Origin of the sequence: Psychrobacter sp. TB67 (genome assembly GCF_000511065.1) — a bacterium.
Lineage (GTDB): Bacteria > Pseudomonadota > Gammaproteobacteria > Pseudomonadales > Moraxellaceae > Psychrobacter > Psychrobacter okhotskensis.
In genome coordinates, this window is sequence record NZ_AYYA01000020.1 from 1 (window position 1) to 8874 (window position 8874).

At 40.6% G+C, this 8874-nt stretch carries 7 protein-coding genes; all 7 read right to left on the reverse strand.

Annotated features, from left to right (window positions below):
* Nucleotides 1–12: 12 nt before the first annotated feature.
* The 7 genes from W293_RS16010 to W293_RS0103035 all read right to left on the reverse strand — a co-directional run bounded on the left by W293_RS16010 (nucleotide 13) and on the right by W293_RS0103035 (nucleotide 8809).
* Nucleotides 13–1202 (reverse strand): IS3 family transposase gene (locus W293_RS16010; protein WP_101210725.1). Its coding sequence is split into 2 segments (ribosomal slippage): nucleotides 13–944 and nucleotides 944–1202, totalling 1191 coding nucleotides; the frame shifts between segments, so codons are not numbered across the junction.
* Nucleotides 1203–1234: 32 nt separating this feature from the next.
* Complete coding sequence (locus tag W293_RS0103010; RefSeq protein ID WP_025651036.1) at nucleotides 1235–1624, reverse strand: hypothetical protein; 390 nt, start codon at nucleotides 1622–1624, stop codon at nucleotides 1235–1237.
* Nucleotides 1625–1731: 107 nt separating this feature from the next.
* A complete protein-coding gene (locus tag W293_RS0103015) occupies nucleotides 1732–2790 on the reverse strand; it encodes a hypothetical protein (RefSeq protein WP_025651037.1) in 1059 nt (352 codons plus the stop codon).
* 30 nt (nucleotides 2791–2820) lie between these two features.
* Nucleotides 2821–3885 (reverse strand): DUF6708 domain-containing protein, encoded by a 1065-nt coding sequence (locus W293_RS0103020; RefSeq protein ID WP_025651038.1) that lies wholly within the window; start codon nucleotides 3883–3885, stop codon nucleotides 2821–2823.
* 51 nt (nucleotides 3886–3936) lie between these two features.
* Nucleotides 3937–5139 carry a DUF6708 domain-containing protein gene (locus W293_RS0103025; RefSeq protein ID WP_025651039.1) on the reverse strand — a complete coding sequence of 401 codons (1203 nt, stop codon included), beginning with the start codon at nucleotides 5137–5139 and terminating at the stop codon, nucleotides 3937–3939.
* Nucleotides 5140–7623, reverse strand: coding sequence for a T6SS effector BTH_I2691 family protein (locus tag W293_RS0103030; protein WP_319802575.1), 2484 nt, complete (start codon nucleotides 7621–7623; stop codon nucleotides 5140–5142).
* A gap of 20 nt (nucleotides 7624–7643) precedes the next feature.
* Nucleotides 7644–8809, reverse strand: a protein-coding gene (locus W293_RS0103035) for an IS3 family transposase (RefSeq protein ID WP_156915624.1) whose coding sequence is annotated in 2 segments (ribosomal slippage) — nucleotides 7644–8551 and nucleotides 8551–8809 — 1167 coding nt in all. Because the reading frame shifts where the segments join, the coding sequence is not laid out codon by codon here.
* Between the last annotated feature and the right edge of the window lie 65 nt (nucleotides 8810–8874).

The window sequence follows — 8874 nt, forward strand, 5'->3', positions numbered from 1 at the left end:
TGTAGTGGTCAACTAATTTAGGACACCTGATAAGAGGTTTTGATTAAAGTAACGTCTTTCTGTTTCAGCTGGTGTTAAATAATTGTTGAAAGTGTGCGGTCTCACGGTTTGATAGTAGCCCCAGATATAATCACTAATGGCACTTTTAGCCTCAGCGATATTCTCATAACCGCCCTTTGGCATCCACTCTGTTTTGAAGCTTCTAAAGAAGCGCTCAGTTGGGGCGTTATCCCAACAATTTCCACGACGGCTCATACTCTGTGTCATACCGTCGCAATCATCGATTGATTCAGCAAATTTCTTACTGGTGTAATGCGTGCCCTGATCTGAGTGAAATAACACACCACTTGGTTTGAGTCTCGTCTGATACGCCATTTTCAGAGCGTTACCTGTCAGAATACTATCGGGTGAGTCTGAGACACTAAAGCCCACCACACGACGGGCGTACAGGTCTAAAACAACGGCTAGGTAACACCAGCCGCCTTTAATGCGAATATAAGTGACATCGCCCGTCCAGACTTGGTTGGGCGCCGTTGGGCTAAATCTGCGTTTTAAAAGGTTGTCATGGGTTTTATGTTCCTGATCAGCGTGCTTGTATTTGTGGGTCTTGAGCTGGCAACTGACCAGTTTCATTTGCTTCATAATCTTGGCAGCTAAGTAACGCGTTAGCCTAATACTGTGCTCATTCCACAGGATGGCGACAATGGTGCGAGCCCCAGCTGATTGTTTGGAGTCATTGAATATTTGACGTATCAAGGCTTTGAGTTTGACACGTTCAATATCGATAGGCTTAGTCTGTGTGCCATAGTAGTAGCTGCTTTTAATGATGCCAAATAAGTCACATAGTCGGCGTTTACTGACGCTTTTGTCTTGCTCTGCAAGCTTGCTTATCAGCGATAGCCGTTCAGGCTGTCCAAGGCCAGCAGAGCAGAAGCCTTTTTTAATATGTCGCGCTCCATAGTGAGTCGCTTAACCTGCTTACGCAATTCTTGTAGCTCGCGCTGTTCATCCGTTAAAGCGTTGCCGACTTTAGGTGCTTGGCCATTCGTTTCTTGTCGATACTGACTCAGCCATTTCTGCAGGGTGGATTTGCCAATGCCAAGTGAGCTTGCTACATCAGGTATTTTACGCTTATGCTCAGTCACTAAGCTGATGGCTTCAAGCTTGAATTCTCGGGTATATTGATTGCGATTGTTGGTCATACTAGTTTCCTTCTTTGGGTTATTATAACCTCTTAGAAGCTGTCCAATTTTATTATGCCACTACAGTCACTATCGGTGAGTTTAGAGACTTTGCGTAAAAGTGAAACAGGGAGAACAAAAAACATTAGTATTAGAACTATACCAAGTACTATCTCCACGAGACCTTCAGAGAAAAGGTCAATAAGAAGTGCTGGTATCATAATAATAAACAAGACTAAAGGGCCAATAATCATTATCAGCCCACCCTCATTCAGCATGCTACTGCCCACATCATTAAAGGTTAGTGCATAAGGGGTGATGCCTCGCACATCTTTTGCCACGTACAGCATATTGGGATGGTCTTTTTCTATATCCACTACGTTACTATAGGGCCTGGGTAATAAGGTAATACTGGCTGTATCTTGGGTAGGTAGTACATCCATATTAGAATGGCTCGCTATTGATTTTTAATTATTAAGAATATTTATTTAAGGGTTTGTCGTGTATTGGTCTCGTACTGTCTAATCGACGTTGGCTAATCAGTTTTCATCTAGGCAATCACCAGCATCACATACAATATCGACCCGACAAACCATATGACATTAATTGCAATGCCTGAGTACCATTTTATTTTCATTTTTCGGTTTTGATTGTTAAAGGCGGCCTTGCGCTCTTCTGTGACAGGTAGGATGTTATACGGATTGTGCTCACCGTCCCACATGAGCCGTCTTTGCACTTCAGGATGTAAGGCAGGATTGGCACTCGATTGATAGATATTGCCTTCGGCCAAGTCTAAGTAACTGACGGTACAAGCGCGCAACCAACCCATAAAGGTCACTTCATGTTGTAGTCCAGTCAGACCCTTGTCTTTTTTCTCTTGAGCAATATCGGCACAGGCGAGTAGCGATGTGCTGATATCTGTTGGACACGCGTGGGCATATCGTGGATCAAGCGGTAGCTCGTCTGCGGGACGCTCCATATAGGTACGGATAAACGTCCATTGGTCGTAAGGGCTGAGTTGCATATCTTCAAAATTAATAGATATACTTGGCTCTCCTGTCGTGTTATTTATGACATGTAGATTCAGTACTTCATACACTAAACCTTCATTACGCCTTATGGAGGCTGTGATGTCTTTATAATTAATTAAATGAAAAATAGGGTCTTGTTTACGCTTGTGCTCATAATAAGCGATTTGTTGAGTGTTTTTTAATAGCAGTATTTTATGGTAGCGAGATTGCTTTGTTTTTAGTTGCTTTAGGGTTAAGAAAGGGGCAGTAAAAAAAGAAATAAAAATAGCAATCAGACATATAACTGCATAAAAATAATGAATTAAGATCCCTTCTCTTATTACCGCATTAAACATAGCGTAAATAATAAACATAAATTGCCCAAACAACCATAATGAACTATATGATGCTAAAAACCATACATTTTGAATAGAGTTAATAATGGGATGAAATAATAAATAATCAGGATTCACCTCATGAGCAAGCTTACTCAGCCGCTCTATACTTGCATTTTTTTCTTTAAAATTAGGAATGCTGCCCTCATAAGGGCGACTGAGTATTTTACCGACAGGAGGTATAGGGGGAACAGGTAAGATCATAGTTATACAATATGTAGTTAGCAATTTTTGCTAGCTATTATAAGCCACCACTGCCCATACAAATAAGCCAACGTTGATGAGTATGATACATACCCATCTGACATTAACCTCCCAATTTTTACCGTCAAAGGCTAATTTGGCTTCATCAGTTATGGGCTGTATCGGATACGGGTTGTTTTGACCGTTCCATGTCAAAAGCTTTTGCACGTCAGGATGTAAGATGGCTCGCTTGGTGCATTGGTAATGATTAGCCTGAAATAGATTACCTAAAGCTATTATTGAGCCTATTATAAAGACCATGATCTGACCACCGCCAGAATGATCACTAGGCAGTATGCCGTTTTTGCGATAGATAATATCAGCGCAAGCAAAAAGTGATTTACTGGTATCCGCAGGGTATGCTTGGCAGAGTTCGCTGTCTATTGGCAGCTCATCCGCTGGACGTTCCATATAGGTACGAATAAATGCCCATTGCACTCGTGGGTTGACTCTATAATCCTCAAGCTTTAAATGATGGGTAATGTCCCCTGTCTCAGGATCAGCGACGTAGAGATTGAGTGGTGTGTACGCTTGATTATATTTGTCCAGATGCAAGTCTGGGCGTACGTCTTTATAGTCGACTACTTTAAGCTCGTAAGGCTTTCTAAACTTCATCAGTGGACGATAGTAGTAGGCTATCTTTTGCTCTTTTTTTAAAAAGTAATACTGGGTGCGAATGAAGTACTTTCTAATGAGTTGATAGAGAAGTAGGATTAGAGGTGTACAGAATACTATAAACATAAGAATGCCCAATACTATAAAAGACATTGTAAAGCCAGATAGTACAAAATCGATATTTAGTATGAACAGTAAGGTAAAAACGACAGAAAACATAAAAGAAGAAAAGTAAACCCAACCAATAGCAAAATAAAACACCCAAAAGTACGCAGGTAGGAATGTTAAGTAATCAGGATTGACGTCGTGAATTTCTTTATTAAGATGTTCAATATCTTCAGTACTCTCTAATAAGCTTTTGTCTATACTGGTGGTATAGGGACGGTCAATAGGATTGTTAAGCTCACTGATATGTTTGGCGAAGTCGTCGCGTAATTGCATTCACAGCCTTCTTGTTTTTCTAAGCAATCATATGCATAGTAAAAAATTTAATCACACTAAATGAAACAAATGCAGTAGCTTATAGGCTAGCCCTGTGTCGTAGCCTTTAATTGCCCCTATCATATCAATAAAAAATGCAAAAACGAATAACATGACGATACCAAATAAAATAAGCAAAATACTATATGTCAGCTTTTTCCAAATAGGCTGATTGGCGTCTTCTATATTGCCTTCGGGCAGATATTTGTTTAGATCGTGCGGATCATTCGGGTCGATCTGACTCTCAGCTTCAATCTCAGGACTAAATTTGGGGGTAATACTGGTGTTGATAGAGAGTAGGCGTCCTAGATAGCGTAGCCATAGTTGTATGATGACTGCTAAATGTGTCCAATGCAGTCTTAATGCCTGCTTTGGATATTCCATATTTTCATCTGAATCAAGAGCGGCTAGTGTAGCTCGCTGAAAGGATACTAATGGTGTTTCTCTTTTTTTATGCACGGGATGAATATAGCGAATAGCATTCTTGACTTCTATAAGTTGCTCATCATCGCCTTCCATATAGCGGCGCACAAGTTCAAAATGTTGTTTCAGTTGTGTTCCACCTAGTATTTCTTTAGCTGTTAAATCACTGACAAAGGGCAAGCTAAACATACCAGTAATCGTCACACCATCATCAGCAAGTGTGATACCACGCACATCACCACCGTCTTTGTAGGTAGTGCCCATATAGAATTTCAGGTCATCCCAATCAAAAACCTGTACTTGTCGATTGGCTTGGCGAACATAAACCTTACGTGTCTTACGATTAAAACGAATAGGTAGATAAGTGTAGGTAAATAACTCTGTTGAGAGTAAAGCGAGTAAATAAATAAAGGCAACGATAAAGGCTAACGTTATACTACTAGCTAGCATCCCCAATAAAAAAGAACCTGTTAAAAACTCGTCATACAATATAACAAAACCCAAGTAAATAACACCAGATATCAATCCTAAAAAAAACAAACTGCCAAACGTGACATCCCCGCGTATTCTATCTTGACGTCCTGTTAACTCCATATAGGTGGAGTTAAACTGTACGACGGTACGCTGAGGATAAAGTGGTACGTCATAATAATGCGTTTTATCTAACCATTTAAAATCACGAATCTCTTGAACCCTTCCGCCTAAACCCATGCTAAAGTTCTCATCTAGCTTTTTATTAACTTCTTTATAGGATAGTTTTGCAAAAGGGTTCCTGCCATTAATATCTATCACTTAATTATCCTCAAGATCAATATCATCACCAACTACAGCACGATCAAACTGTTCTAACGTGTGCTCAAGTGACCAGTCAGCATTCTCGATCCCCCAAACACTAAGATTGAGCCAATTTTCCATTCCTGACTTTTTCCAATAGCCAATGAATAGGTTAATACCGATAAAACCAATAAGTAAAACGACACCAACACCTGTTGCAGTTGCTCCTAAACTTAAAGTCAGAAGCAACGTTGAGCCAGCACCAGTGGCTGCTGAACCATAGTAAGCCCACATCATAGTTTCATTATCATTTTCTTTGGCATCACGACCCGACTTTATATCAAATCCTGCAAATATTGCCGCCCCGCCGATACCTAATAGCCTTGCACCATTTGATAATCGACTAGCTTGACGAGTAGCATCAGACAATTTTTTAGCATTTACAGATTGACCAGCACCTTTTGCTAATTCAAGCTCACTTGCCAATAGCTTGCTGGCATTACCGCGCATTTCTAAACTACCGCCTAACAACACCATCAATCCTGCGGCTGCCTTACTGCCTTCTACTAGTCTATCCTCTTGAGTTTTTGCTTGAAAAAATGCACTGACTAAAAAGACGCATGCCACAGTTTGTAGCATTGCACCGAAGTAGTGAGTTCTGACCGCTAGATCTACTCTTCGATTGGTAATATCTGCAAAACGTTTGTAATCCTTATAACTTTGGTCATATAGTCCAGAGGTCATATTAACTGACTGATCAATTACCTGTCTCAACGTGTTTTTGTCAGAATAGACTTTACTACTATTCTGATAGACATTCATTCCTGCTCTGAGTTGATTTTTATCTATATAGTAGATGAAGTTTTGACTAATGGTTTTATTGAGTCTGGCAGACTCCCCTGAAGTCTTGAGTGCTTGATCGACACTTTCACGTATTTTAGTAGGTAAACTTCCATCTCCTGCGATGTGCATAATACCGTTCATTAGCGCTTTTCTTGCATCAGCATAGCTTCCTTGTCCTTTGACTATAATCAGGGCTTTTTCATGATGATAACCAAATAGGTACTCTTTCTGGGAAAGCATGAGTCCAGATAAAGTTTGACCTGTTCGATAGTTCTTCATAAACGGTACGGCAAGCTGTTCGGCTAACCCAATAGTGATTCCTACTTGATCAGCAATAGCATCATATCTACCAAATATAGCAGCCGAACCTGTATATAATAGTCCCGACCATGAATTGGTTGCAATCTCACTTGTGGTAAATCCTGCCGTGATGGCTGGAAGCCCTTCAATGTGATTGAGGACTTGATCTTGATTAAATGCTAAAGCACGTGCTAAATAATTATCTTCATCGCTTGCTGCTTTTTTGGATAAGTATTCATCATATAAATCAGTCAACATAGGGACGGTAGCCGTTGATCCTAAAAATTGCTGAACGGTAAGGGTATAATAAATGCAACTTATCTCATCTTCCTTGTCGAAGCAGTGAGACATCGTCGTTTTTAGATTTTCGTCTTCGAACACTTCTTTATAAGCGGTAGCTAATGTCTTTAACAAGGTGTTAAGCTCATTTTGACGTTGTTTAGATATTGCTTCAAAGTTTGCAAGCCAACTATCCATCTCGCTTTCACGAATCAGATTACTATAGCTTGACCATGCTAATTGTCGTTGACGCTGCAAGTACCTTGAAGCACCCTCTTGACGTCTTTGCTCTTCTGCTCGCTGCTCTGCGTCGCTTGGGCCATCTCCTTCCCACCTTGGCATAGGTCGCATCAGTTCGGTATGTTCATTGATTCTATCTATATGTTGCTGCGCATCGGTTTTCGCTTTCTCATCTATATTATCTTTCAAGGTATTAATAAGCGTCGCTACTGTATGACGATATACTTCATCTACAGTAGGCCGAGAAGCTAGTTGAGCTTGTATCATAAACTCATTTAAATCAATTAATTTTCCTATGGGATCTATTATAGAGATAGCAAACATTTCGTAAGAATCATCATTATAAGTACTCCATATTTCACCAACAAACGTTTTAAATTCAGATGTTCTATCAGGTTGATAGTTATTCTTAGTCAGTGGATTAGTAAATAGTCTACCATGATACTCAATCGGTAAAAAAACTCTATCGGGAGCAACAGGGTTTGGTTTTGCTTTATCCACTATATTCCAACCTATACCTCTAATAGCTCCGCCATACATTCCTCCTTCTTTACGATATCTAGCTAAATCAAATGAGATCATACCGTAACCCTCTCGAAGAGCTTCAATACTCGAATTCCTATCATTTTTGCGTTGATTTAATAGCTTTTTTGTCCACTTGACTGGACTGTATGCAAACCATAAAGTAGCAATTTCTTTATTTGGATCAGGTATACGAATAAAGCTTGACAAAGTTTTACAGTTAGCACCTTTGTTGCAAATGTAATCATTAGCAGGCAGCTCTGGAGTACTCTCTATATTTTCAACATCAAATTGACCCCTGCCGTCAAATCCGTACAGTTAAACTTGGGAGATTTTAGTTACGCAGCCTGACGATAATAGTCAAACCACACCTGTCTTGGCGATTTATAGCCTAAACCCTTTTGAATTCTCGTTTGGTTGTAGTACAACTCGATATATCTAATGATATCGGTAATGGCGGCAAATCTGGTCTTATAGTCCTGATGATATATTAACTCATTCTTTAATACGCCCCAGAAGCTCTCTATAGGTGCGTTATCAAAGCAGTTACCTTTAGCGCTCATTGAGCCTGTAAGCTGATGCTGCTTGATGATCTTATGGTAGGCATGACTACAGTACTGACTGCCTCTATCAGAGTGAACGACTAGCCCTTTACTGGGTCGTTTGTTCTTAATCGCTATGTTGAGTGCACGGCATACTAAATCTGCGGTCATACGCTTGTTAATAGCGTAACCGACAAGCTCTTTAGTGTATAAGTCTTTAACGCCTGCTAAATACAGCCAACCCTCAAGTGTCCAAATATAGGTGATGTCACTGACCCACGCTTGGTTAGGGCGACTGGCATCAAACTTCTGATCCAGTACGTTTGGATAGATCAGCTTGTTGTGATTGGAGTCGGTAGTGACTTTAAAGCGCTTGTGGCGACGGCATTTGATGCCATGTTCCTCTTTAATGCTTCTAACCATGTATAGGCTAATGTCATGGCCTTGCTCGGTGAGCGTTGCATGCAAACGTTCATAACCATAACGTTCTTTACTTTCACTGTGAGCGGCTTTAACGAGTAGCTCGCAATGGTTGCGATGTATCTGCTGCTCGCTGATATCGCGACTCAGCCAGTCGTAGTAACTTGAATGCTTAATCTTTAGCACACGGCACATAGTGGTGATGCTAAAGAAGTGCTGGTTATCTTTGATAAAGGCGTACCTGACTAGCTGTGCTTTGCAAAGTACGCCGTCGCCTTTTTTAATATCTCTCGTTCCTCTTCGGCTACTTTAAGCTGTCGTTTGAGGCGCTTGTTCTCTTCAATCACGGCTATGAGCTGTGGATCGTACTGCTCTGTTCCTACAAGCTTGCCTTGGTTGGCTTTGTTATGCCAATTAGATAAGGTCTGCATGGCGATGCCAAGCTGCTTTGCGGTCGCTGAGATATTGCCATTATTGTTTGCTATCTTCTTAACGGCTTCTGCTTTAAATTCTGTGCTGTAAGTTCTGATTTTCTTGGTCATGGTAAACTCCTGTGAATACGCTTAGTTTACCAAGTTTAGTTGTACGGTTTCTTCAGCATAGCTCA